Origin of the sequence: Bacillus sp. PSXD-155, from assembly GCF_049310765.1 — a bacterium.
GTDB lineage: Bacteria > Bacillota > Bacilli > Bacillales > Bacillaceae_G > Bacillus_A > Bacillus_A cereus.
Genome location: NZ_JBMOWC010000025.1, coordinates 1 through 24732, shown reverse-complemented (window position 1 = coordinate 24732; position 24732 = coordinate 1). Strand labels below are relative to the sequence as shown.

Below are 24732 nucleotides of genomic sequence, written 5' to 3'. Positions count from 1 at the left end.
CTCTCTATTAACCGAATACGCGATAATATAGTTGTTTCGCTTTCGAAATATCATTTGTACCATGAATAAAAACACGACCATCTCGAAAAACAACCACGCGGTAATCATCGAATTGGCAAGATAGTAAATACGGATTCCGATCTACTTTCCCCAGTTTTTGTAATACTTTTTCTATATCATCAAAATTGTATTTCCTATTGTCTACTGTTCTAATTTGAACTGTATTTCTTCCGCATAAAACAGCTGCTTTCGTTTGATTTTCGTATGATAAATAAGGATAAGTTCGATTCAAACCGCATGAGAGACAAGTGTCTGTTTTTATTTTCCCTAATTTTATAAAATGATTTTGATTACTCCATATATCAAACATGAAAAATGTTTTTCTAATTGCTGAGAAATCTTCCACTAAAATTTTGAGTGCTTCTGCCACTTGATATGCTGCGACGATTTGAACAGTCGGGCTAATAATTCCAGCGGTATCACATGTCACACCTGTAACAGGAATATTTTTCAGCATACAATGTAAACACGGTGTCTCTTGCGGAATAATTGTATAACTCATACCATACGATCCAACGCAAGAACCATATACCCAAGGAATATTATGTTTTTGTGATAAATCATTTATTACAAATCGAATATCAAAATTATCTGTTGCATCAATGATTACATCTACATTTTTTAATAGACCTTCCATATTTTCTGAAGTTGCATCCATTACGAAAGCATGTATTTGTACTTCCGAATTAATTTGTTCTAACCGATTTTTTGCAGCAATTGCTTTCGGCATTTTCTCTCTCGCATCTTGTTCAGAGTACAATTGTTGCCTTTGTAAATTACTCCATTCAACGTAGTCACGATCAATAATCGTCAACTTGCCAACACCTGCACGTACGAAACTTTCGGCACTTGCACTTCCTAATGCGCCTGCCCCTACAATTAACACATGTTTATTTCGAATTTTTTCTTGTCCTTTACTCCCAATTGGTTTGAACAACTGTTGTCGTGAATACCGATCAGCCATTACATACCCTTCCTCTCAAGAACTCTATTTCATATCAGAATGTTGTTTCTGATAACAAGCAAAGTAAGCAAAACCAACAAACCCAGCTCCTCCAATTACATTTCCGATAAAAACAGGAACAAAATTTTTAGCCAAATCCATCCACGTTAGATGACCAGCAAAAATAACAGCGGAAATGACAAACATATTTGCTACTACTTGCTGAAATCCAATCACTACAAATGCCATAATTGGAATCCAAATTCCGATGATTTTTCCGACAAAATCACTCGTCCCGTAAGCGAGCCAAAGAGCAAGACAAACGAGCCAATTACAACCAATTGCTAAAATTAAAGTTCTTCCAAATGATTCATGTAACTTCCCTTCCGCTATCGCTACCGTTTTATTTAAATACTCTCCCTCTGTTAATCCGCCAAGATGCCCAAAGCAATACGCAACGAAAATTGCCCCAATAAAATTCATGAGAGTAATCCAAACCCAGTTATTCAGTACACTTATCAATGTAATTTTCTTTGCATAAAGCGCCATAGACAGTGACATCATATTTCCCGTAATTAATTCTCCTCCTGCTAATACTACGAGCATGAGTCCAACAGGAAATACTGCTCCTCCTAAAACATTCACTAGACTTCCCCAGCGCTCAGGTAAATTCCCTAAAACTCGAATGTTAAGTAAAAAACCTATCGCAATAAACGCTCCTCCTAAAAAACCGAGAATAAGCATCGCTGGCAATGTCTGTCTTACTTTTTGAACACCGGCCTCAATGACAAGCTCAGCAATTTGTTCCGGCTTATGAAATGCCATTACCCATTCCTCCATTTTCTCCAAATAAAAAAGCAACTTCAAAAAACCTCCTCAAAATAAAGGTTTTTGAATGCTGCTTAATTTCTCTGCACATCTTTTACAGAGATATCAATCATCACTTTTACTATAAAATAGAAAATCCACAACTCTTGTAAATTTTCCATTTTTCACTATGAAGCTAGCTTTATATATTAACCACCGATATGTGACATTTCAATTTTAGGTATTGTTTTCTTATTTGTATGATTTAAGCGTTCATCTGAATAACGATCTTCCCTATTATTCCATATATCGCGTACTACATCTGTAATGTCCTCATCTGTATGTTCAGAACGAAGCAATTCTCTTAAATCATTTCCTTTAGAAGCAAATAAGCAAGTATATAATTTTCCTTCTGCAGAAATACGAGCTCTCGTACATGATGAGCAAAAAGATTCTGTTACTGATGAAATAATACCTATTTCCTCATCGCTTCCTATATAACGATACCTAGTAGCCACTTCACCAGAATAATTTGCTTCTATCCGTTCTAACGGCATAACTTGATGAATCGTATCTACTATTTCTTGTTTAGAGACGACCTCTTTTAAATCCCAACCATTATAATTTCCAACATCCATATACTCAATAAAACGAAGAATATGCTTATTTTCCTTAAAATATTGCGCCATCTGCAAAATGTCCTGTTCGTTTTTTCCCTTTTGAACGACCATGTTTATTTTAATTTTCATTCCAACTTCAGCTGCAGCCTGTATTCCTTCCAGAACCCTTTGCACTTTGCTCCTATTACCATTTAAATAGAAAAACCGATCTTCTTCCAAGGAATCTAAGCTAACTGTTACACGTGATAGTCCCGTCTTATATAAATCAGGAGCAAACTTTTTAAGTAACGATCCATTGGTTGTTAAACCGATATCTTCTACACCATCAATTTTATTAAGGCGCTCAATAAGCTGCGGAAGACCTCTTCGAAGTAACGGTTCTCCGCCCGTAATTCGTAACTTTCTTACACCTAAAGAAACAAAAATACGTGTTATCCTTTCAATCTCATCAAAAGATAAAATTTTATCATTAGACAAAAACGAGTAATCAGGACCAAATATTTCTTCTGGCATACAATATCGGCAGCGAAAATTACAGCGATCAGTAACTGAAATACGTAAATCCTTTAACGGACGTTGCAACTTGTCTAATGTAACTGATTTCATCTTCATTGCCTCACTTTTATTTTATATTTAAAACACGTTCTGGATGGGTATATACATTTAAGGAGTGATTACGAATAAATCCTATTGTCGTAATACCTAAATCTTCCGCTAGTTGCAAAGCTAATTCAGTTGGAGCTGATTTTGATAGTATAATTTCACAACCGATTTTTGCAACTTTCAATAATATTTCCGAAGAAATACGACCACTAAAAACAATGATTTTATCTTTTATAGAAATATCGTTTCTTAAACAATAACCGTAAATTTTGTCTAGTGCATTATGCCTACCAATATCCATTCGGCTTAAAATAATACCATTCACATCACATAAAGCTGCATTATGAACCCCGCCAGTATGATGAAACGTATCCGCAGATTGCTGCATTTCTTTCATTAACCGAAAACAATCCTCTGCCGCAACCTGTACATGGACACCCTTCATTTTTTTTGCACTTAGTGCATCATTAGCAAAAACAAACCCTTGCCTACTCATACCACAACAAGACGTAATATATCGTTTATTTTGCATTTGTTCATAATACGGATTTACTTTTGTCGTTGTTACATGTACAAATCCTTCTTTCTCCTGCATCCATATGCTATCAATATCTTCATACTTCCGAATGATTCCTTCAGACGCCAAGAAGCCTATTACCATATCTTCTATATATTCTGGAGTACTAACCATTGTAACAAACTCCTGTCCGTTCATTTTAATGGTGACAGGAAACTCTGTTACAATGCTGTCCTCTATATGCTTAAACGCCCCTTGTTCATAACGAAAGATTTCTCTTTCTACCTGTATCGGTTTCACGATCAGTATCCTTCTCTCACGTTATATTTTTATCAAAAACAAATACCGAAACTGCAATATCTTCTTCTACTTTCATATCTGAAAACAAATTCACTAATTTTGCTCCAACAAGTTCCTCCAAATGTTCACGGGAATTCGCAGCATACACCTCTTGAATCATTTTCGTTCTAGCCATATGAACCATTTCCGCACCGTCCATCGTACTTGAAATAAATTTTTCAGTAGGTGTTAAGTTTCCATAAAGAGTCGCTATAGCCATATTTTCTGCAAAAACAGTATGAATTCGTTCTGGTCCTTTTCCGAAAAGTTCCTTTCGAAGTTTTCGTATCATATCATTAAATTCATGTACTTTTTTTGACATACAATTATACCTCCCAAAAGCCTCATTTTACTTTATTATATATTTTACCAAAATGAGCCTTCCGCCCAAACTATTTCGTACAAATATTTGGGCGGAAAGGTTCACTTCATGAAATTTATTCGTCTCTTAACCCTTTCCCCATACCTTTTAAGAAATGAAGTCCAAACCCGATAGCACGGTTAATATCTGGGTCTTTCAATACTTTCATAAGATCGAATACCCCTACTTTTTTATTACTTTCTAGATGTTCATTACCTTCTTCTAGCCCGACTAATAAACTACCTATAAGCTTTTTCGTAAGTTCTGGGTCAAGTTCAGTTAACGCACCTGCAGCACCCATCATATTATTAATTAAATTTGTAACAGGCTCACGAGTTACTTGACCTAGAACAATCTTTGCAATTGGTTCTTTCGCTTTCAGCATAGAATTTGCAGCTTCTAGCATTCCAATGTCATTTAATTCCCCTACTATATTAAACATCTGATTTAGAGCTTCTTCATTATTTGTTAAAAGCTCCTTTAAATCATCTAATTTTTGCTGTTTTATTTCTTCCTCAGTTAATTCTTGTTGTTGAATCATTTTTATAGGTGCAGCCATAGTTTTCTCCTCCTACTTATCCGTTAAATGCACATACCCTGGACGTGCCCACTTACGATGTACCTCAATTCCAGCTTGAGGGTGACGTTTTTTATTGCGTGGGTTCGCTTTTGGCATCGGATTTTCGCCATCAACTTCTAACACTTCCATACGCACTTTCGTTTGTTTATACGCAGGTGTATTCGTACGTACATCCACAGCAGGACCTGTTAAGAAATTAATTGCCGTTTCGTTATCTGTAGAGTTCATCGGTAAATATAACTCATTCGCTTTTACACGATCTGTAACGAGTGCACGTAATTTTAATGCTCCAAAAGGAGAGACAAGACGAACTAACGAACCTGTTTTTACGCCACGTTCTTTTGCAAGGTCTGGAGAGATTTCAACGAAAACACCAGGTACTTTCGTTTGAATACCTGTTGATTTATTTGTCATATTCCCTTCATGGAAATGCTCAAGCATACGACCGTTGTTAATGTGAAGGTCGAACTCCGCTGGAAATTCAGCTGGACGTACCCAGTCAGCAATCGCAAAACGAGCTTTTTTATCTGGGAAGTTAAATCCATCTTGGAACAGAAGTGGTGTATTTGTTCCATCAAAACTTCCCCAATGGAAACTGTTCCATCCTTCAAGCACTTTATAGTTCGCTTGCGAGAATAATGGTGATAAACTTGCCATTTCAGCAAAGATTTCACTTGGGTGGCTATAATTCCAGTTTGCCCCTAGTTTATTCGCAACCTCCTGGACGATCCACCAGTCTGGTTTCGCATCTCCTAGCGTAGGAAGAACTTGATATAATCTTTGGACACGGCGCTCTGTATTTGTGAAAGTACCTTCTTTCTCAAGAGATGGCGCTGCTGGTAATACAACATCTGCATATTGAGCAGTTTTAGAAAGGAAAACATCTTGCACAACGAAGAAATCAAGGCTCGACAACACTTCATGTACATGATTTGCATTAGAATCTACAAGAGCCATATCTTCTCCGACAAGATACATTGCTTTCATTTTTCCTTCGTCAATTGCGTGAAGCATTTCAATATTATTAAGACCTGGTTCACTATCAATTTTCACTCCGTAAGCAGTTTCAAATTTCGCACGTTCCATTTCGTTAGTAACGTGCTGATATCCTGGAAGCCATCCTGGTAAAGTACCCATATCACAAGCACCTTGTACGTTATTGTGACCTCGAAGTGGGTATGCACCTGCTCCTGGACGACGATAGTTCCCTGTTGCAAGAAGTAAGTTTGAAATTGCAGCGGAAGTATCAGAACCACCTGTATTTTGCGTTACCCCCATACCCCAAAGGATACACGTACCATCTGCATCACGAATCATTTCAGCCATTTGAATAAGTGTTTCTTTTGAAATACCTGTTACTTCTTCTGCATATGCAAGTGTATATTCTTCTAGACTTTCTTTGAAATCTTCAAAGAAGTTTACATTCTCATTAATAAATTCTTGATCATGCCAACCTTGATCGATCATATATTTAGTAACAGCCATTAACCAAACTTGATCTGTTCCTTGTTTTGGACTAATAAAGACATCTGATCGCTCTGCCATTTCTGTTTTACGAAGATCAGCTACAATTAACTTTTGTCCGTGTAATTTATGTGCACGTTTAATACGTGTAGCTAAAACTGGATGACCTTCTGTCGGATTACATCCTACAATAATAACAAGACCAGATTGCGCAATATCTTTAATCGTTCCTGCATCACCGCCCATACCAATTGTACGGAACAAACCATCCGTTGCTGGTGATTGGCAATAACGTGAGCAGTTATCAATATTATTCGTTCCAAATACTTGTCGAGCTAATTTTTGAATTACATAATTATCTTCATTTGTAATTTTAGAGGAAGAAATAAATCCGATAGAACCTTTACCGTACTCTTCTTTAATAGTACCTAATTTATTTGCAACTACATTCAGTGCTTCTTCCCATGTAGATTCAACAAACGTTCCATTTTTACGAATTAAAGGTTTTGTAATTCGTTCTTTAGAATTTACGAAATCCCAACCAAATTTCCCTTTTACACAAGTGGAAATTGCGTTAACTGGTGCATCTGAAGATGGCTGTACTTTAAGGATTTTACGCCCCTTCGTCCACACTTCAAACGAACAACCTACACCACAAAATGTACATACTGTTTTCGTTTTCTTCGTACGAGTATCACGCATGGCCGCTTCCACTTCTGATACCGCAAAAATACCGCTATATCCAGGCTCAACTTCTTTAATTAAATCTACCATCGGTTCAAGAATATCTGGTTTTAATCCCGTCATAAATCCAGCTTCACCGAGCATCGTTTTCTCCATTAAAGCGTTACAAGGGCAAATCGTTACACATTGACCACAGCTAACGCATGAAGAATCATTAATATTTACTCCTTCATCCCAAATAACTCGTGGGCGTTCCGCTTCCCAGTCTATCGATAACGTTTCATTTACTTGTAAGTTTTGACACACCTCAACGCATTGACCGCACGCAATACATTGATTAGGGTCATAGCGATAAAACGGATGCGTCATATCAACTTCACTTACATCTACTTTCGGTTCATAAGGATATTTTTGATGTTCAATTTCCATTAATTCTGCTGTATTATGCAGTTTACAGTTCCCATTGTTGTTGTCACATACTGTACAGTATAATAAATGATTTTCTAGTAACCGATCCATCGCCTCTGTTTGTGCTTCTTTTGCGCGAACAGAAGCACGCTCAACGTTCATACCTTCCGTTGCTATCGTCGAACAAGAACGCATTAACTTTCCGTCAACTTCTACAATACAAGCGTCACATGTTTGAATAGGATCTACTTCCGGCACGTAACAAATTTGCGGATGTTCAATCCCGTTCTCATTAATAACACCCAATATCGTTGAACCAGGCTCCGCTGTATACTTTTTTCCGTCAATTGTAATATGAACCATGTTGTCATTCATGGTCTTTCCCCCTTTTTGAGAATAAAAAAAACTCCACCACGAAAATATACGCACCACATTTTGGGCACGCTATCATCATGGTGGAGTAGTTTATTAGCACATCTTGCTAAAATACCAATCCATTTATTCATAAATAAAACGATAGATTCATAACAGGTCATATCACGATTCCATCTTTAACACTATAATTATAGCGTTAAATGTACAAATATACAATATAAATTTTAAACTGCGCATATGTCTGTATGTAACTATCCATAATAACCCATATAAAGTTCAACGAGGAATAAGGTGAATATATGGGATCTTTTCGAAAATGGATAAGGGGCGAAAAATCTTTCTCTACACATGAGCAATCTGAAACTGTATTAAATAAAGAAATTTCTTCCTCCATGCCGCTTAATCTTAAACACTTATCCAAATTATTTAGTGGTATTCCAGAATTAATTACACGCACTTTCCCGTTAAAAAACGGAAAAGAAGCTGCTCTTATATATATGGAAGGACTTGTAGATAAAACTGTTATTAATGTAGATATTCTTCGTCCTCTCTTATTTAAAGAATGGAATGAAGATGATTTTTGGGAATCTTCTGTTTCTATAGGGAATATTAAAAAAGTTCAGAAGTGGATAGACATTGAGCAATCTCTCTTACATGGCAAAAGTATTTTATTTATAAACGGGCAATTATCAGCTTTAGAACTAGATACGCAAGCGGCGCCAAAAAGGAGTATTGAAGAACCTACAACAGAGACTTCCATAAAAAGCTCACACGAAGGATTTAATGAAGTGGCAAGTGATAGTATCGCACTTATTCGTCGCTATATTCCAAATCGCGAATTAAAAGTGAAGGAATTCACTGTTGGCGAACGAGCAACCTCTAAAGTTTTTTTACTTTATCTTGCAGATGTTACAAACGAAGATGTTGTACAAGATATGGCATGCCGCATTGAATCAATCAAAGTAGATGCTATTCTTACTACCGGTGAATTAGAAGGATTTGTTGAAGATAATTCCTATACTCTCTTCCCACAATTGTCTATCACTGAACGTCCTGACACAACGGCACATCATATTTTGAATGGGCGAATTGCTGTTGTTGTAGATCGCTCACCAGGCGTATTAATAGGACCTATGACCTTTTCATCCTTCTTTCAGACGATAGATGATTACAGCTTCAGACCTATGATTCCATCTTTTATACGACTCCTTCGTTTCACTGGGCTATTTATTGCAATATTTGCTCCTGCTCTTTATATTGCTATGATTTCCTTCCATTATGAAGTGATTCCGCTCAAATTGTTGTTAACGATTGGAGAATCTCGAGCCAAAATTCCTTTTCCTCCCATATTAGAAGCTTTATTAATGGAATTAGTTCTCGAAATGCTCCGAGAAGCAGCGATTCGGCTTCCTGGGCCTGTTGGACAAACAATCGGCGTCGTAGGAGGAATTGTAATTGGACAAGCTGCGGTTCAAGCTGGGATTGTGAGTAACGTTATGGTTATCGTCGTATCAATTACTGCGGTTGCCTCCTTCATTATTCCTAACTTAGAAATGTCAGCAGGAATTCGGCTTCTTCGATTCCCAATGATGATAGCCGCCTCTTTATTTGGCGTCATTGGAATTATGGTTGGAATGGCAATCATTATCATCCATATTCTTTCTATGGAATCACTTGGTGTACCATATGGTAGTCCTTTTTCTCCGTCATATGCTTCGGATTTAAAAGATACCCTTATACGTTTCCCATGGAAAATTATGAAGAAACGGCCACTATCTCTACAATTAAAACAAGATAACCGGCAAAGAGATGTTGAAGAAAAGGAGGAGAATTAGTGACAAAACGTGCAAAGAGGGAGATTACTTTATTTCAATACATTTTAACTATTAGTGGTGTTCAAGTCGGATTCGGCGTACTTACACTTCCGCGTGAAGTTGCACAAGGAGCGAATACAGATGGCTGGATATCTATTATTATCGGATGTGTCATTACTACTTTAGTCAGTCTATGTATTGTAAAAATCATGGAAAAACATCCAGGATATACTTTACTTGATGTGCTGATACGCTATCTTGGAAAATGGCTAGGAAGAGTAGTAATGATTTTTTGGATTTTATATGCTGTACTCGCAGCTGTTTCCTTAATTTTTTCCCTCTTATACGTTATTCATATTTGGATTTTACCTAGATCTCCTATGTCTTTAATTATGATTTTGCTATCTATTCCAATGCTTATGCTTGCATGTAAAGGAGCACTTATTATTAGTCGTTTTGCTGTTTTCACTGTCATCTTTACACTTTGGATGCCATTATTATTATTTATTCCTCTTAAAGATGGGCATTTTATATATCTTCTTCCTCTTATCAAGGAAGGATGGCTACCAATTATAAACACCGTAAAATCAACTATCATTGCGTTTCTCGGATTCGAGTTTGCGTTTGTCCTTTATCCTTATTTAACTAACAAAGCATCTGCAAAAAAAGGAATTGTTATTGCAAATTTGATTACGTTATTTATTTATCTTCAAATCACGTTCGTTTCTTTTATTTATTTTAGTCCAGATGGTATAACAAAGTTTTTATGGCCAACTCTTTCTCTTGTTACACCGTTTCATTTCTCATTTCTTGAGCGGTTTGAAATTATCTTTTTGTCATTTTATCTCTTTATTATTTTTGATTCCTGTATTCCTTATATTTTTACTGCTTCAGATGGTATTAATCAATTACTTAACAAAAAAGGCAGTTCATTACCTATTTATTTTTTATTATTCGGGTGTATTTTCATCTTATTCTTTTATATCCCTTCTTCTTATCAGATAAGTTCGTTGCGGGAATTTTGGGGAACTGCTAGTTATTTTATCGTTTTTCTATTCCCAGTTGTATTTCTCTTATACATGACACTTTATCAGCATTGGAAAAGGAGAAAAGTTTAAATGAGACGCTTTATTCATTTTATTATATTTTGTTTTCTCATAATTTTTTTAGCAGGTTGTGAAGATCGGCTTGATTTAGAAAAACAATCCATCTCATTAATTTACGGTTTTGACGCAAAAGCAAAAGGAAAAGGAAAATTAATTGTGTATCACGTAAATCCTATTTTCAATGAAGATGTAGAGAAAAAGTACGAAATTCATGAAGCGAAAGTACATACACCCCGAGAAGCAAAAGATACGTTTAACAGTTCAAGCAGCGGTTTAGTGTCCACAGAAAAGTTACAGCTTATATTGTTTAGCACGAATTTTTTAAAACAAGAAGGAGCTATGCCTTATCTGGATGTTTGGTATCGCGACCCTAAAAATACAGGGAATATGCGCATGGTTGCAGTAGATGGCCCCATTTCTTCTGTTATATATAATAATTTCAAAGATAAGCCTGCTCTTCCTGAATATTTAACAGATTTAATTAATACGAACAAACTATACAATCGGACCGTGTTTACGACATTCCATGAATTTCATAGACAAACTTTTAATAAAGGCGTAACTCCTGCTATTTCAGAAATAAAAAAAGGGAAGAAAGATGTTATTGTTACCGGTTCGGCACTATTAACCTCTCGTGGAACTTATAAGATGTCTTTAAATCGCTACGAAAGTGCCCTTCTTCTTATGGTGCAAAAGAAAGCTAATATACCCGTTTCACTTACAATGAAAATCCCCTCTAATTTAGTTGAAAGTAATAGCCATCTAAAAGATACAAAAGGCGACGATTTTATAACAATAAATGTTCTTAGTATGAATCATGATATCGGTACAGACTATAGCGATAACCGCTTCAAATTTAATATTAAAATGGATTTAAAAATTGCCGTATCTGAACTTACATTCAACATGGATATAGAAAATGATAGAAAAAAATTAACTTCTCTTATTACAAAACAACTAAACAATGATTTAAACGATTTAATCCACAAAATTCAAAAACAGCAGCTTGATCCATTCGGATTTGGTGATTATGCGAGAGCGTTTCAATATAAAGAATGGAAACAAGTTGAAGATGATTGGCCAAGTTCCTTTTCAAAAGCTAATGTGAAAGTGGCACCAACTATTAAAATTTTAGAAAATGGGATTATTAAATAGAAAAAACACGCTACTTGTTCTTATATGAATAAGTAGCGTGTTTTCATTTCCATTACAAGTATTATTTCAATGGACTATACTCTATTTCCATTTCTAACATTACTATGTTTTTTAGCATATACAAAATATATGAAAACGCCTATTATAATCCATGCCACAAAACTAATTAAAGTAAGCTTAGAAAGGTTCAAAGCCAAATATATACAACTTACTATTGAAACGATAGGTAAAAAAGGTACTAGAGGGGCACGGAATGGCCTCTTCATATCAGGATGTGTCTTTCTTAATACAATGACAGCTATAGATACAAACACAAATGCTGTTATCGTTCCCATATTCACTAAATTAGCTAATAAATTCAAATCCACTAATCCCGCTAATAAAGCTGCTAGTATACCTGTAACCCACGTATTAAAAAATGGAGTTTGTAAACGTTTATGGACACTTGAAAGTCTTTTTGGTAACAGTCCATCTCGACTCATCGAATAAGATACACGAACAAATGCAAACATAGCTACTAACAGAACTGTTGTTAGCCCTGCTATCGCTCCCACCGATAACAACCCAGCAATTCTATCTTCTCCTACAGTGCGCAACGCATATGCAACCGGATCAGCAACATTTAATTCCGTAAACGGAACCATTCCAGTTAGCACGAATGAAACACCTACATATAGAACGGTACAAATGAACAAGGAAACAAGTAGCCCAATTGGCACGTTACGTTGTGGACGCTTCACTTCCTCTGCGGCTGTTGCAACTGCATCAAATCCTAAAAAAGCAAAAAATACAGTAGCAGCGCCCCCTACCACACCGTGAAAACCAAACGGTAGAAATGGTTGCCAATTCTCTGGTCTTACATATTGTGTCCCTACAACAATAAATCCTACAATAACAGCCAGTTTAATAATAACCATTATATTATTAATTCGTGCACTTTCTTTTGCACCACGGCTTAATAAAAATGTAACAACTAAAATAATAAGAACTGCTGGTAAATCAATGATTCCACCCTTCCCCATTCCTGGTGCCGAAGCAAAAACCGTAGGAATGTGAATATTAAAACCTAGTAGCAGTGACTGAAAATACGCTGACCAGCCTGCTGCAACCGCAGAAGTCGCTAATAAATACTCCAGCATAACACACCAGCCAACTATAAATGCAAAAATCTCACCTAGTGTCATATATGTATATGAATATACACTTCCCGAAACTGGAACTGTAGATGCAAATTCAGCATAACAGAAAGCTACACATGCACATATAATTGCCGCTAATACAAAAGATAATACAATCGCCGGACCAGCATGTTTCGCTGCTACAATACCAGTTAATACGAAAATACCTGTACCAATAATTGCTCCAATACCTAAAAGAGTTAAATCAATCGCTCCTAAAGTTTGATTCAATACTTTTTTCTTTTCTTCATCCATTGCTTTCTTTATGAAAAGACTCATTCTTTGAAACCTCTTTTTCAAGTTTATCTCTTACTTGTTACATTCTTTATTACTGTTCTATTTTAAAAATAAAAATATACATAGTTCACTTCCCCTATAGACTTAGTAACCCGTCTCAATAAAAACAGAAAAATCAATCTCTTTATACCGTATTGAATTTTCAAAATATTAATCATACCAAAAAACCATTAAGAATGCTGATTGAATTTATCATACAATTAATTATATTGTCAATAATAAATCACTCAAAAATAATCGGTTGATTATGTATCAAATGTTATTTTTATACATAATTATTTTCTCAAAAACATTGTTGTTTTCCACCTTAATATTCATATGTATTTTATTACATTGATTTTCATACAATTTTCATTACATACAATGTAATGAAAATCATAATAACCTCAAATGAATTATTATTCAAAAATAATAATTCATTTGAGGTTATTTCACCATTTTAATACTAACAAAAAAGTGCAGATTTTCATCTGCACTTTTTTTATTCTTCCACTTCAGCTTCTGCACTACTATTTTCAAGATGCTCCTTCTGAGCTTCCTCTTGCAACTCTGCTGAAATCATCCCATAATAAAGTTCCGGATATAACCCAAATATTTGATATACACTTCCTAAAAACGGCATCAGAATCCCTCTTTTCTAAAGTTGTATTGCCACTTTTAAGGATTCCCTTTTCATTCACTATACATTCGTTTTTGGCGTTTCTTCTTCATCTTGAATACTTAATAAATTTTGCCATTTTTTATACGGAGCGCTATTTGGATCTACATATCCTTTCGCATGCGAGCGATCCCACAATTGTTTAATAAACATTTCTTTCTCTTTCTTTGCAACCATATCAGCACCTGTACCGTAATAGTTCTGGAAATACAACTCGATTTCATCAAGGAATAGTCTTAATAATTCATCTGATGTTTCTTCTAACGTCGGATCATACTTCGCTTCACGGTCATACATTAAAATCATGTCTAAAAGATTGTGGACATGTTCTTTTCTAAGCCATCTTACATCTTGGGCTCCTAATACGAACGGATGTGTATATAAATGTCCACCTTGTATCATCGCCTTTTCTTGCTCTTCTTCAAATCGTGACAAGATGTTTTCATAAATAAACGGATTATGAAGCAATGCTCTGTGTAATTTATAACTTTCGCTTGAAATATTTTTCCCCATCGACTGAATTAAAAAGCTACGTCCCACACCGTTATATTGATACACAAACTGTCCATCAACAGCAACTAAACTAATCCAGCGATACATATATGCGTATAGTAAGGCACGATTACATTTATCATAATCTAATTTTGTTTGAGTCGCATTCAAATCTGGCATAAAGGCTGGTAAGTGCCAATACTTATCTAAATGCGGCGTTAAACTAGATTTTTTACTATTTAATTTGTTTACACGGCGATAATACGATTGGAAATAGTCCCCTTTATCATTCATAAATCCGTTTGAAATATGTCCTGATGATAATTTAGGAAAATCTTGCAGCGATAAGCCATAATGTGCTCGATAACAGATCACTTCAAATGGCGAAAAGGCTTCGTGTACTGTATCTTTTTCTTTAAACATTTCTTGAATCAATTCCTCTTGTAGCTCTTTCTTTAAAGAAGGATGTATACCCCAATATTGTAATTCCCTATGATGAGCAACTTTCGGAATGAATGGACTTGCTAAATGGAACAGGTCTTCAATTTTTTCACGCACGTATTCATCGCGATCACGTTTCTTATAATCTGCTTCTTTTCGCAACGCTTCAATAATATTCAATTCTAATTTATCACGATAGCGTACTTGCAGTTCGTCATAACAATAGCTCAGTATATGTTCGCGATAGAAATCCTCTACCTTTTTCGACTGAATCTCTTCTGTTTTCGCATCACGACAATATTCCCCATACAAACTCATATAAATTTCCGCTGATATATCTTTCGGTAGTACACCTAAATTTAAATGTTGCTGCATATCTTGCCATATCTTTTCTTGCAGCTGTTCCTCTGCTAATACATAAACATTCGTCGGGTTTGTTTTCCCTTCAAATTCCTTACTGCGCTTTTGGATTTCAAACAATAAATTTTCACGTGTTTCATGTAAATTATCAAAAAATCTTTCCCAATATTGAATCATTTTATTAACTGCCTGATATAGCGATTGATATACAAGTTCTAATAGCATTTCTTTTCGATATTCATTTAATTTGTGTACATATTGCGTTACGATGTCTTCAAATTCTCTTTTGAATAAACGTTGCTGATTATTAATCATTTTTCCGAACCAGCCTTGTTGTTGAGCAATTTCTACTCGGCGTACAGCCGTTACCGTGCCATCGATATTACCTACATTAAATTTTTTATCGTAGTTTTGAATTACATTACGCTTTTGTTCATTATTTTCATGTAATCGATTCATTTTTTCTACTAACTGTTTTCGAATTTCATATAACATAAAACGTGCTGCTACTGGGTGAACTGGATCTGTTTTCTTTAAAAACCATGTATTTAATTGATAGGACTGCCCTTCAGAACCACTTGGTGAAAAGCGGTCTGATTCAATCATGTCATATAAAAGTGTCGTTACATGTTCATGTACACGGCTCGGAATCGCATATGCATATAAGCGAACTGCATGATCCACTCTTGCCACTTCACCTTTCATTTGTTCCATCATTTTCAGTTTCGCAGCTGAAATTTTACACTCATGTTGCAAACGATTTAATTCCTCATCTTTTTGCACCGTGCGTTGTACATAACTTTCTACAGCTTCTAAAAACAGTTTTGATTTCGCAACTCCGAGCTTACCACCTTCTGCTCCTTCACGCGTTTCATTGTACATTTGTCTATAGAAAATATGAGCTTGCTCTGGACGGGTAGCAAGATGTTCCAAGTCCTCTAAATAACTTTTACCTCTCTCCGGCTTTTCACGCTGCATCCCACGTTTTACATCTTGGTCATATCTTTGCTTCTTCTCTTGAAACAGTTGATCTAAATGAAGCCACGATTCATCTAAACCTTGCACAGCCCATTTTAAAGCACAATATTTTAACACATGCTCATACGGATAAATGAGTTTTGCCGTTCCTGCCCCGCAATATCGTCCTTTTCCGCTTGATTCTGCTAATTGCTGAATTTGATTGTCTTCTTGTGCAAAATGACTTGTGGACATCGGGCTAAATAACTGTAAATAAATTGTATTTGCCATCTGTTCCATATAATCTGATAAATTGTGTAAATGGTGTCCATGTAGGTTTTCATAATCGTATAAGAAACAATAATTGTACGGTAAATGATGTTGTTTAATTGTATGATTCGTTCTTCCGTCTTCATCTACTTGATCAGGGCGATACTCTAATTCAATTGTTACACCGCCGCGTTTTGATAATTCTCCAGTAGAACCGAGCGTAATAGCATGTAATTCTTTTAACGATGCATAGCCGTTCGCTTGCACCGTTTCAAACTCTTTCGCACTAACTGTTCTCGTCTTTACTAAAACATCCGGCATTAAAAACGCACCGCGTATTAAAATGTTATGATGCTGCAATTTCTTCCGAAGCATTTCACGTAAATATAATGCAATTTGCAGAAACATCCCTGAACCTGTTCCGCCTGCTAGTGATGTTACTATAATGACACGCACACCATATTCCGTTTGATCACTTGTAACCGGAAAAATTTTCTCGATTTCTTGCCAAAAAGACGTCAATTTATCTTCTTTCATCGCAGCACGTAACGCTAAACGTGAAATGACGCGTAACTGTCCTGCTCCTTCTGTTAATGGCTTATCAAGTATAGTCGGATCCATCGGAAACCACTCTGGGATCGTTGGATCTCCCGCAATATACTCCCTAGGCGTTTTACTAGAACTTGTTTGTGTCTTAAACTTTCGAATATGATCAAATTTACTTAATGTATTCACATCTGTATCAAATACGTGCATTGCTACCTTTTTTCGGCGCTCTTCAGGCAGTTTTTCATATATTTGATGCGTCACAGTACTACCGATTCCACCTAAACCAATTAATATTGTTGGAACTTGTAATGTCATGTAAACCACCTTCCTATTCTTGCTTGTTTGAAAAAAGGGAAAGAGAATCAATACTCCATCCCCTTCTTATCCATACCTACTATTCACATTCGTACTTGTAAATCTCCTTACCATATCCTCTATCAATTAGTAAAAGTTCATTTGGATATAGTGTCTTATGTTCCATTCCTACTTCATCCTTTGTTATAAACATCCCATCAATAATCATTCCAACTACTTGTGATTCTTTCGCTACAAAGACAGATTTCGAACCTTTCTTCGCTATAAACGTAACGGATTGCACTGTTTTTCTTTCTGCTCTAAATGGGATACCAAAATAATGGTTCCACCATTTATTTCGAAGTAATTCTGGTTCAGATTGATATAGCCAATCTTTCGCTACCTCTTGATCCCATTCATAATACAGTAGTGCTTTCCGGTGAAATCTTGGCCGAACAATCCATCCTAAAACAATGATTCCTACTACTAGTAGTAATAAAGTGATAGGAATGACAAACTTAAAAATAAGCGCATATTTTTCATAAAACGGAGCATCTTGAATATGGAATGTTATGTTTTTCTTTACTTCTTGTAATTTTGAATCCTGCATTACGATGGTAGCTTCTACGGTGCCGGTATCTGTAAAATTAAATGTGTCGGAGTAATAGGGGCGAGGATAAACATAGATCTGATTTCCATGTTGCTTTATTTCATAATTGATTGATTGTTTAGATGTGACACCAGTAGATTTTAATAGTTTTTTTACAGCTTCTTCTGTCATCGGCTTACCATCTAACTGTGGCTGCAAAACAAATGGTTTACTATTCTCTAAATTTGTCACTTTTTCTTCATAATCTTTTGTAACAGTTTGAAGTGATAATTTTGGTTTCTCAGCTGTTTCAATTTTAAATTCTTTCGTCTGTCTATAAAACCCCTTTATATTCATATGAACTTTCCCGCGTACTAACCCTTTACCAAGCCTAGTTTCGTAATAAAACACATGCCTCTTATCGTCCCACTTCATCGGATATTGTTTTCCGTCTATTTCTACTTCTGCCTGAAAGTAAGAAGACTGAACTGGCAACTCCGTAGGCTTTGCTTCAATAACAGCAGTAACACCTTCGTACATTTCCTCTACATTTTTTTGACTACTATCATCTTTGTCATAAGTAGAAACCGTATAATTAAGCGCCGGTTCAACTAGTACTTGTAGTCCTTCTTTCTCAATGTCCTGGTCCACTTCTATCGTATAAGTTCCCGGTTTAATAACTTCCTGATTTTCCGTACTTATATGAACTATATTTCCGAACAATTTTGCTTCTCCTGGTGCATGTATGGAAAAAGAAGATTGTAATTGTAATGGTTTAGAAATTTGTGTGACCTGATAATCGGGCAGAGAAGGCGATTGTCGTACAAGCGTCATACGCTTTAATGGAAACGGTGTTGTAATCTCTACTCTTTTCCCCACTACTTTCGTTTTTACAATCGATTCAACAGAGGAGAATGGATCACGATTTGCAACTAATGCTGCCACTTGATTTACACTTTTTACAATGCCATCTTCTCCGCTTGACGGCATAGTAACACCATTTATCTCTTTCTTCCATATTTCTTTGAACGTGTTTAATTGTTCTTTTTCTTGTTGTCCTAAATCTTCTTCCATCGTAATTAAGACTGGGTGTAACGATATCTTTTTTGCATCCATTTCTTTCTTAAACTGGGCTAATTTCTGCAAAATTTGTTCTTTTCCGCCAACCTTATCTTTCTCTAAATCATTAAATGCCCCGTCAGTTAATACAATAAGCCAAAATTCACGTTTTCCATCTATATCTGCTTCCTTTTTTATAGATTGCATCGCCGTTTCTACCGCGCTAAATGGAGTATTTAAATACGTTTTCCACGCTCCAATTCCCTCAATTTCTGTTTGCCTTTTATCCTTCGTTAACGAAATGTTTAATGGATCATTCGGCTTACTCATTGGAACGTAAGAAAATTTATCTTTTTCATCTAATAGCGCAACTAAACTTTGCAAAGCATAATTGGCATATTTCCAGCGATCGTTATTTCTCATGCTGCCCGAATCGTCATATACAAGTGAAACGACCCTTTCCTTTGCCTCCTCTCCTTTTGCAAAAGCTGATAAAGGTAAACATATAAATAGAAACAACATGAACGTGGCACAAATTCGAATTTTCATGATGAGGCTTCGCCACCTTTGTAGACAAATTCCTATGTTTAAATTTATGAGAGGAAACAAGATATATGACTTGTATTTTAGGACAACTAACCCACCATAACTTTATTATGTAAACAGATCATACACTGGGTAATATTCCTTCTAGCATTCTCTATCCAATTATATAAGTAAAAAAGCCTGTTTAAGCTCCACGCTTAAAACAGACTTTTCCTACTTTTTATTTTAAAAACACATAACAAAAAGTTTGATTTTTGACTTAACACATCACTTCAATTGTAAATCCACCAGGTGCTTCAACGTAAAACGTATACGCATGGACATGCTTAGGAGGCTCCACGAAAAATCCATCTTCCTTCAATCTTTGATTTATCTTATCTACTTGTTCTTCACTTTCTTGTGGAAATCCTATATGAAATGTTTTTGGATACTGAACTTCTTTTCCTTTCATTAAAGTTAGTATAAATCCATCATTATCACGCATAACTGCAAAGGCATTCCCCCTTGTTCCACTACAAATCAAACCAAAATACCTCTCTAAAAACGCTCTAGATGCTGTTACATCTGTAACTGTTAAATTAAGATGTTTAATTCCCAATCCTTCACCTTCTTTCTCAATTTTCTAACATTTTATCATATAAAGTGAAACTTGAATCAGTCGGAGTTTTGTTCATCCCCCACTGATTATTAGCCCTCACCAATCGGGATTTTACGGGCCGCAGGGCCCCCATCTAACTTCTTTGCTTCCGCTGAATTTTGAGGTGGGGGTCTTACTGCCCACAAATAGCGGGACAAATAAAAAACACGCCTTTCACAGCGTGTTTCATTGCTTTACATACACTTCAACAATCGGATTCTCTTTATTATCCGCATGCAAGCGTATATTCGCTTCACTTGTATTATAAATACTAGCTAATAACATTATCGTTAACACATTAGGTATCTTCGCATCACTTCCGTATTTTCTCTCAAGCCCTTCCTTATATTCAAAATCTAAATCCCCCTGCACATATGTATACACTTCAAAACCATCTTCTAAATTGCAAACTACTGTATCAATAATATCTGCCCCTACTTGCTTCTTCATTTCCTCTCGCAACGCTTCAATAAATTCTTCCCACGGTACTTCGTATGTCTGAAACTGATCTGTAGATTTCATGCCTTTTCCTCCTTATATATCCTCTTCTTATATTTCCCCTTTCCTATAACAATTATGATAGATAGGACATTCATACAAGCCGCACTTGTCCCCCTTACATATCGTATTACTGTAATGCGGAAGGAGGAAAGAACATGCATAGACAAAAATGTTATGATACATGCCGACGTTATTTCGGAAAAGTTGTTCGGATTGAAGACCGTGATGGCCGTATACATTTAGGTAAAATAATCGATTTGACACAAAGCTCTGTATGGATCGAACCGGTGCAACAGCGCTCATCTTTTGATTCAGGATTCGGATACTATGATGCTTATGCAAACGGTGGTTGTGACCTTTGCGGCGGCCTTAGCAGATGTGATAGTTGCGGATTTGGATGCGGTGGTGGATTCAGCAGTTGCGGATGTGGTGGCCGTGGTTGCGGTAGTTGTGGTGGCGGCGGCTGGGGTGGCGGCGGCTGGGGTGGCGGCGGTTGTGGCTGGGGTGTTGAACTCGGATTTGGTTTCATCTTCGGAATTACATTAGCTGCATTATTTTTCATTTAACATAGTAAAGAGTTGGCTACCTTTAGCCAACTCTTTTTCTTTATTTTTCACATATAAAAATACGATGCCCTAAAATGTGTTGGTACATAAGCCGTACATTTTCATGCTGTACCCACGCCTCATATAACTCATTCGGAATATGTGAGGATACATTCCATTCTGGCTCTTCTACATAGCCAGAGATTGTTTCTGAAATCGTGCCACCGCCAGCAATTGTGATTCTTTTAAAATTTGCTTTCTGAAATAATTGTACCCACTCATTCTCAGTTAATAGTTCTTTCATGCCATATAATTGGGCGATTTTTTCTTCCTCACCCTTATCAATGTGCCTATCAATAATCATTTCAATGACAACAAGCTTACCATCCTGCTGTAATACACGATAACACTCCGAGATAACCCTTTCTTTCTCTGTAAAAGCGATGATTGATTCTCCAAGTACGAACTCAAATGAGTTATTCAAACAAGGTAATTGCTCTACACTTCCTTTAATTAATTGTATATCTAACCCTTCAAACAACCATCTATCTTTTGCCTTTTGAATCATAATTTCATTCTTTTCAACCGCTGTTACTTTATAACCAAATTCCCTTGTCATATACGCCGCTGTTTTCCCTGTGCCGCAACCTATCTCAAGAACATTCGCTCCCTGTCCAAGAGGCAGTTGTGCTAGCAATTGTTTCGTTAACGTAAAACCACCTGGATGAGCACTTCCTATTCCGTAATAAGCTAGGAAATCGATGTATGTGTTTCGTTTCATAGGACTCTCCCTTTTTTATTTTATATATTCGAGGACGGAAGAAAAGTGCATAGAAAAAGGGGCGTATTGTACGCCCCTCATCTTACTTATCCTCTGTAATATATGCCCATTTATAGCTGTAGTCTCCACCAACTGGATGGTGAACAATACCTTTTACTTTAGGTCTTTGAACGATAGCATCACCACGTTGATATAATGGTGCAATTGCTGCATCTTCCAATAACATTTTCTCCGCTTTCAGTAAGCTATCCCAACGCTCTTTCGTTTTCGTTAATAGCTCACCTTTACCTTTTTGTACAATTTCATCATATTTAGGATTTGAATACCCTGTTTGGTTATGAGGGCCATTTGTAACGAACATATCAATGAATGTCATTGGATCTAAGTAGTCAGGCCCCCAACCAGCGTAAGATAAATCATAATCTAGATCTGATTCTAATTTTAACTTTTGTTTAAATGGCTGGTTTTTCAAATTCACTGTTAAACCTGGTAAGTTTTTCTCAAGTTCTCCTTTTAAGAATTCTCCTACTTTTTTCGCACCATCACCATCATAGTTTAATAGTTCTACTGTAATTGCATCTTTTCCAAGTTCTTTTTTCGCTTTTTCCCAATGCTCTTTTGCTTTTTTCACATCTGTTTTTAAAATATCTCCATTTTCTTTACGGAAGTCTTTTCCATCTGGGCTCTTAGCAAATTCTTTTGGCACTAAATAATCTGCAGGTGTAGAACCATCATTTAAAATTACATTCGTTAAGCCTTTTTTATCGTACGCTTTTGCAATCGCTAAACGTAAATCTTTGCTCTTTAACACTGTATCTTGCCCACCACGTTTTTGGTTTAAGCGTAAGAAGTACGTTGACGGTGTTTTTTGTGTAAAGAAGTCGGGGCTTGATTTATATTTGTCAACAAATTCAGATGTAAGTCCTGAACGATCAATTTGTCCACTTTCATATAAGTTAACACGTGTACCGCTATCTTTTACTACGTTAAAATTAATTTCTTCCAACTTAACTGTCTTATTATCCCAGTATTGTGCATTTTTCTTTAACTTCCAACCTTCTTCATGTTTCCAGTCTGTTAATGTAAACGGTCCGTTGTATAACGTCGTATCTGATTCTAAACCGTACTTTTCTCCTTTTTCTTTTACAAATTTCTCGTTTAATGGATAAAATGTTCCAAATGAAGTTAATTCTACAAAGTAAGGAACTGGATTTTCTAATTCTACTTCTAACGTATAGTCATCTACAGCTTTTACTCCTAACGTATCTAGTTCAGCTTTTCCTTCATTAATCGCTTGTGCATTTTTCAAATCAAACATAATGTATGCATATTCTGCTGCTGTATTTTTATCTACCGCACGTTTCCAAGCAAACACGAAATCTTTCGCTGTTACAGGTTCTCCATTTGACCATTTTGCATTTTTATTTAATGTAAATGTGTATTTTTTACCATCATCACTCTTTTTATATGACTCAGCAACTCCTGGTGTTGCTTTATTATCTTTATCAAGTCGATATAAACCTTCCATTACGTTGTTTAAAGCTAGAAACGATACTTGGTCTGTCGCTTTAGCAGAGTCCATAGATGGAATCTCTTGAGACTCTGTTAAATTAAGCACTTGCTTCGCCGCTAGCTTTCCGCCTTCTTTTTCACCGCTTTTTGGTGTTGTGCTTGCCTTATCTTTTTCCCCAGATCCAGAGCAAGCTGTTAATGCCATACTCATTACTAAAACTGGTGCTACAACCGCTGTTAATTTTTTCATCTTTTTTCTCTTCATTTTTGTACCCTCCCCAATTATATGTACGATATTAACTTTGAGAGATCCTTTTTAATTATTAGAAAATTCTTACTTATTATCATTCTACTAATTTCTCTAGATTTGTAAAGTGTTTTTATGAATATTCTGAATAATTAACCTAACAACCATAATAACTATTACTATACGAATTCTCCCACATCTACTATATGTAAGTACCACTTTTCTTATTCTTCTCTATTTAATTTAATAGTAAAAGAGCGTTCTAAAAGTCATTTATGAACTGCACCTCCAATTGTTAGACACAGTCTAACAATTGGAGGTGCAGTTTTTCTATGGCTAAATTTACAGCTGATGAAAAAATACAAATCGTTCTACGTTATTTGAACGGAAATGAAAGTTATCGAGAAATGGGTAGATCGCTCGGTATAAGTGACACAATCATTTTGAATTGGGTAAACCAATATAAACAGAATGGTCTGGAAGCTTTTCTAAAACGATGTACAAATTACACACAACAATTTAAACTAGACGTACTAAACTTTATGATTGAAAACGGTATGTCCTTATTTGAGACGGCAGCTATCTTTAATATTCCTGCCCCTTCAACGATTTCTGTTTGGAAAAAACAGCTCGAAACACAAGGAATTGATGCCCTTCAATCTAAGAAAAAGGGGCGTCCATCCATGAAAAAAGATTCAAATAAACAATTAAAACAACCTTTAGCTGAAGGGTCAGTCGAAGTACTTGAAGCACGCATTAAACAGCTTGAGATGGAAAATGAGTACTTAAAAAAGTTAAATGCCTTAGTTCAAAACAAGGAAAAATCACAAAACAAGACAAAGCGCAAGTAGTCTATGAATTAAGGCATAAATATTCGGTCAAGGCACTCGTGGAGCTAGCTACTATTCCTCGAAGCACGTATTATGATTTAGTAAAGAAAATGAATCGTCCAGATGTAGATGCCGATTTGAAAGCTGAGATTA

At 35.9% G+C, this 24732-nt stretch carries 19 protein-coding genes and 1 pseudogene; 5 read left to right on the top strand and 15 right to left on the bottom strand.

The genetic code is table 11. The annotated features are described in order from the left end of the window. Positions 1 to 7 precede the first annotated feature (7 nt). The 7 genes from ACO6VI_RS22430 to fdhF all read right to left on the bottom strand — a co-directional run bounded on the left by ACO6VI_RS22430 (position 8) and on the right by fdhF (position 7761). Entirely contained in the window at positions 8 to 1024 is a 1017-nt protein-coding gene (locus ACO6VI_RS22430; protein WP_000785264.1) for a molybdopterin-synthase adenylyltransferase MoeB, read from the bottom strand. Between the two features lie 24 nt (positions 1025 to 1048). Further along, complete coding sequence (locus ACO6VI_RS22425) at positions 1049 to 1828, bottom strand: formate/nitrite transporter family protein (protein WP_097961095.1); 780 nt, start codon at positions 1826 to 1828, stop codon at positions 1049 to 1051. A gap of 191 nt (positions 1829 to 2019) precedes the next feature. Then, a complete protein-coding gene (moaA, locus tag ACO6VI_RS22420) occupies positions 2020 to 3036 on the bottom strand; it encodes a GTP 3',8-cyclase MoaA (RefSeq protein WP_023522699.1) in 1017 nt (338 codons plus the stop codon). A gap of 16 nt (positions 3037 to 3052) precedes the next feature. Further along, complete coding sequence (gene fdhD, locus ACO6VI_RS22415; RefSeq protein WP_063548306.1) at positions 3053 to 3850, bottom strand: formate dehydrogenase accessory sulfurtransferase FdhD; 798 nt, start codon at positions 3848 to 3850, stop codon at positions 3053 to 3055. A gap of 16 nt (positions 3851 to 3866) precedes the next feature. Further along, on the bottom strand, positions 3867 to 4211 hold the full coding sequence (locus ACO6VI_RS22410; RefSeq protein WP_000039582.1) for a DUF2294 domain-containing protein: 345 nt from the start codon (positions 4209 to 4211) through the stop codon (positions 3867 to 3869). Positions 4212 to 4326: 115 nt separating this feature from the next. After that, positions 4327 to 4809 (bottom strand): DUF1641 domain-containing protein, encoded by a 483-nt coding sequence (locus ACO6VI_RS22405; RefSeq protein WP_098033796.1) that lies wholly within the window; start codon positions 4807 to 4809, stop codon positions 4327 to 4329. 12 nt (positions 4810 to 4821) lie between these two features. Further along, positions 4822 to 7761 carry a formate dehydrogenase subunit alpha gene (fdhF, locus tag ACO6VI_RS22400; protein ID WP_161520184.1) on the bottom strand — a complete coding sequence of 980 codons (2940 nt, stop codon included), beginning with the start codon at positions 7759 to 7761 and terminating at the stop codon, positions 4822 to 4824. A 299-nt stretch (positions 7762 to 8060) separates the two neighbouring features. Between fdhF and ACO6VI_RS22395 the strand changes: the two genes are divergently transcribed. Genes ACO6VI_RS22395 through ACO6VI_RS22385 form a run of 3 tightly spaced genes read left to right on the top strand, consistent with a single transcriptional unit; the run spans position 8061 to position 11836 of the window. Next, the gene (locus ACO6VI_RS22395; protein WP_000534548.1) at positions 8061 to 9596 is read left to right on the top strand and encodes a spore germination protein; all 1536 of its coding nucleotides are present in this window, start codon (positions 8061 to 8063) and stop codon (positions 9594 to 9596) included. Beyond that, positions 9596 to 10693, top strand: coding sequence for an endospore germination permease (locus ACO6VI_RS22390; protein WP_023522703.1), 1098 nt, complete (start codon positions 9596 to 9598; stop codon positions 10691 to 10693). Before ACO6VI_RS22395 ends, ACO6VI_RS22390 begins: the two co-directional genes overlap by 1 nt. After that, entirely contained in the window at positions 10694 to 11836 is a 1143-nt protein-coding gene (locus tag ACO6VI_RS22385; protein ID WP_063548308.1) for a Ger(x)C family spore germination protein, read from the top strand. Positions 11837 to 11910: 74 nt separating this feature from the next. Here ACO6VI_RS22385 and ACO6VI_RS22380 read toward each other — a convergent pair whose 3' ends face one another. The 6 genes from ACO6VI_RS22380 to ACO6VI_RS22355 form a co-directional block, all read right to left on the bottom strand. Then, a complete protein-coding gene (locus tag ACO6VI_RS22380; RefSeq protein ID WP_000051664.1) occupies positions 11911 to 13293 on the bottom strand; it encodes an APC family permease in 1383 nt (460 codons plus the stop codon). A gap of 499 nt (positions 13294 to 13792) precedes the next feature. After that, positions 13793 to 13933 (bottom strand): hypothetical protein, encoded by a 141-nt coding sequence (locus ACO6VI_RS22375; RefSeq protein WP_001116193.1) that lies wholly within the window; start codon positions 13931 to 13933, stop codon positions 13793 to 13795. Between the two features lie 57 nt (positions 13934 to 13990). Next, positions 13991 to 17353: a tubulin-like doman-containing protein gene (locus ACO6VI_RS22370; RefSeq protein WP_000175110.1), complete on the bottom strand. Its 3363-nt coding sequence runs from the start codon at positions 17351 to 17353 to the stop codon at positions 13991 to 13993. Positions 17354 to 17432: 79 nt separating this feature from the next. Further along, positions 17433 to 19529, bottom strand: a complete 2097-nt coding sequence (locus ACO6VI_RS22365) for a vWA domain-containing protein (protein ID WP_098840252.1) — start codon at positions 19527 to 19529, stop codon at positions 17433 to 17435. A 256-nt stretch (positions 19530 to 19785) separates the two neighbouring features. Further along, positions 19786 to 20124 (bottom strand): VOC family protein, encoded by a 339-nt coding sequence (locus ACO6VI_RS22360; RefSeq protein ID WP_023522706.1) that lies wholly within the window; start codon positions 20122 to 20124, stop codon positions 19786 to 19788. A gap of 225 nt (positions 20125 to 20349) precedes the next feature. Beyond that, positions 20350 to 20685 carry a hypothetical protein gene (locus tag ACO6VI_RS22355; protein WP_000842905.1) on the bottom strand — a complete coding sequence of 112 codons (336 nt, stop codon included), beginning with the start codon at positions 20683 to 20685 and terminating at the stop codon, positions 20350 to 20352. Between the two features lie 134 nt (positions 20686 to 20819). On the opposite strand from ACO6VI_RS22355, the gene ACO6VI_RS22350 reads away from it, so the two are divergent. After that, positions 20820 to 21230: a hypothetical protein gene (locus tag ACO6VI_RS22350; RefSeq protein ID WP_161520183.1), complete on the top strand. Its 411-nt coding sequence runs from the start codon at positions 20820 to 20822 to the stop codon at positions 21228 to 21230. A 40-nt stretch (positions 21231 to 21270) separates the two neighbouring features. Here ACO6VI_RS22350 and ACO6VI_RS22345 read toward each other — a convergent pair whose 3' ends face one another. Together ACO6VI_RS22345 and ACO6VI_RS22340 are read right to left on the bottom strand one after the other, a co-directional pair. After that, on the bottom strand, positions 21271 to 21990 hold the full coding sequence (locus ACO6VI_RS22345) for a class I SAM-dependent methyltransferase (protein ID WP_023522710.1): 720 nt from the start codon (positions 21988 to 21990) through the stop codon (positions 21271 to 21273). 82 nt (positions 21991 to 22072) lie between these two features. After that, entirely contained in the window at positions 22073 to 23767 is a 1695-nt protein-coding gene (locus tag ACO6VI_RS22340; protein WP_063548318.1) for a peptide ABC transporter substrate-binding protein, read from the bottom strand. Positions 23768 to 24081: 314 nt separating this feature from the next. Between ACO6VI_RS22340 and ACO6VI_RS22335 the strand changes: the two are divergent. Continuing rightward, positions 24082 to 24732: pseudogene (locus ACO6VI_RS22335) on the top strand (helix-turn-helix domain-containing protein); the annotation flags it as partial.

Bases quoted from the DNA above. Each gene is read 5' to 3' on its own strand.
- ACO6VI_RS22430 (WP_000785264.1), bottom strand. From the start codon at position 1,024: ATGGCTGATCGGTATTCACGACAACAGTTGTTCAAACCAATTGGGAGT.
- ACO6VI_RS22425 (WP_097961095.1), bottom strand. From the start codon at position 1,828: ATGGCATTTCATAAGCCGGAACAAATTGCTGAGCTTGTCATTGAGGCC.
- moaA (WP_023522699.1), bottom strand. From the start codon at position 3,036: ATGAAATCAGTTACATTAGACAAGTTGCAACGTCCGTTAAAGGATTTA.
- ACO6VI_RS22410 (WP_000039582.1), bottom strand. From the start codon at position 4,211: ATGTCAAAAAAAGTACATGAATTTAATGATATGATACGAAAACTTCGA.
- ACO6VI_RS22405 (WP_098033796.1), bottom strand. From the start codon at position 4,809: ATGGCTGCACCTATAAAAATGATTCAACAACAAGAATTAACTGAGGAA.
- fdhF (WP_161520184.1), bottom strand. From the start codon at position 7,761: ATGAATGACAACATGGTTCATATTACAATTGACGGAAAAAAGTATACA.
- ACO6VI_RS22395 (WP_000534548.1), top strand. From the start codon at position 8,061: ATGGGATCTTTTCGAAAATGGATAAGGGGCGAAAAATCTTTCTCTACA.
- ACO6VI_RS22385 (WP_063548308.1), top strand. From the start codon at position 10,694: ATGAGACGCTTTATTCATTTTATTATATTTTGTTTTCTCATAATTTTT.
- ACO6VI_RS22380 (WP_000051664.1), bottom strand. From the start codon at position 13,293: ATGAGTCTTTTCATAAAGAAAGCAATGGATGAAGAAAAGAAAAAAGTA.
- ACO6VI_RS22375 (WP_001116193.1), bottom strand. From the start codon at position 13,933: ATGCCGTTTTTAGGAAGTGTATATCAAATATTTGGGTTATATCCGGAA.
- ACO6VI_RS22370 (WP_000175110.1), bottom strand. From the start codon at position 17,353: ATGACATTACAAGTTCCAACAATATTAATTGGTTTAGGTGGAATCGGT.
- ACO6VI_RS22365 (WP_098840252.1), bottom strand. From the start codon at position 19,529: ATGAAAATTCGAATTTGTGCCACGTTCATGTTGTTTCTATTTATATGT.
- ACO6VI_RS22355 (WP_000842905.1), bottom strand. From the start codon at position 20,685: ATGAAATCTACAGATCAGTTTCAGACATACGAAGTACCGTGGGAAGAA.
- ACO6VI_RS22350 (WP_161520183.1), top strand. From the start codon at position 20,820: ATGCATAGACAAAAATGTTATGATACATGCCGACGTTATTTCGGAAAA.
- ACO6VI_RS22345 (WP_023522710.1), bottom strand. From the start codon at position 21,990: ATGAAACGAAACACATACATCGATTTCCTAGCTTATTACGGAATAGGA.
- ACO6VI_RS22340 (WP_063548318.1), bottom strand. From the start codon at position 23,767: ATGAAGAGAAAAAAGATGAAAAAATTAACAGCGGTTGTAGCACCAGTT.